Source organism: Paenibacillus athensensis (genome assembly GCF_004514475.2).
In the GTDB taxonomy this organism is placed as follows: Bacteria; Bacillota; Bacilli; order Paenibacillales; family NBRC-103111; genus Paenibacillus_AL; species Paenibacillus_AL athensensis.
The window spans coordinates 1-757 of record NZ_MYFO02000036.1; the positions used below are offsets into that span (position 1 = coordinate 1).

A 757-nucleotide genomic window follows, 5' to 3' on the forward strand; every position below is an offset into this window, starting at 1 on the left:
AGGTGACTGCGCATTACCACAGCCGGGTTCCCCCATTCGGACATCCCCGGATCGAAGCCTGCTTACGGCTCCCCGAGGCATTTCGTCGTTCGCCACGTCCTTCTTCGGCTCCTAGCGCCTAGGCATCCTCCGTGTGCTCTTTCTAGCTTAACCTAATATAGGGAGTTTGCTTTGCAAACTCTCACTGCTTGGCAGGGAGTTTACAGCACAAACGTCTCACTACTCAGGAAACACACTTCATCATTCGTTTGCACAAATGGTGAGTTGGATTTCTAAGTTAAATCACGCGTTTGTTACTTCTTGTTTCGTTATCTAGTTTTCAAGGAACAACAGATGGTTAACCTTATTTCATATCCCTGTTAAGGGATATGGTGGAGCCAAGCGGGATCGAACCGCTGACCTCCTGCTTGCAAGGCAGGCGCTCTCCCAGCTGAGCTATGGCCCCATAAGGCAAGCTCCATCAAAACTGAACAAATGAAATGAACGATCAGAATGTGTGCGCAAGGCACTTGACTGGTTCTTCGCAGAACCGAGTCTCCATAGAAAGGAGGTGATCCAGCCGCACCTTCCGATACGGCTACCTTGTTACGACTTCACCCCAATCATCTACCCCACCTTCGGCGGCTGGCCCCCTTGCGGGTTACCCCACCGACTTCGGGTGTTGTAAACTCTCGTGGTGTGACGGGCGGTGTGTACAAGACCCGGGAACGTATTCACCGCGGCATGCTGATCCGCGATTACTAGCAATTCCGACTTC

Annotated in this window: 1 tRNA gene and 2 rRNA genes; all 3 read right to left on the reverse strand. The window is 51.9% G+C overall.

Annotation, left to right across the window (positions count from 1 at the left end):
* Window positions 1-153, reverse strand: a 23S ribosomal RNA gene (locus tag B5M42_RS25010); the annotation flags it as partial.
* 216 nt (window positions 154-369) lie between these two features.
* Window positions 370-445 (reverse strand) — tRNA-Ala (locus B5M42_RS25015).
* A 98-nt stretch (window positions 446-543) separates the two neighbouring features.
* Window positions 544-757: ribosomal RNA gene (locus B5M42_RS25020) — 16S ribosomal RNA — on the reverse strand; the annotation flags it as partial.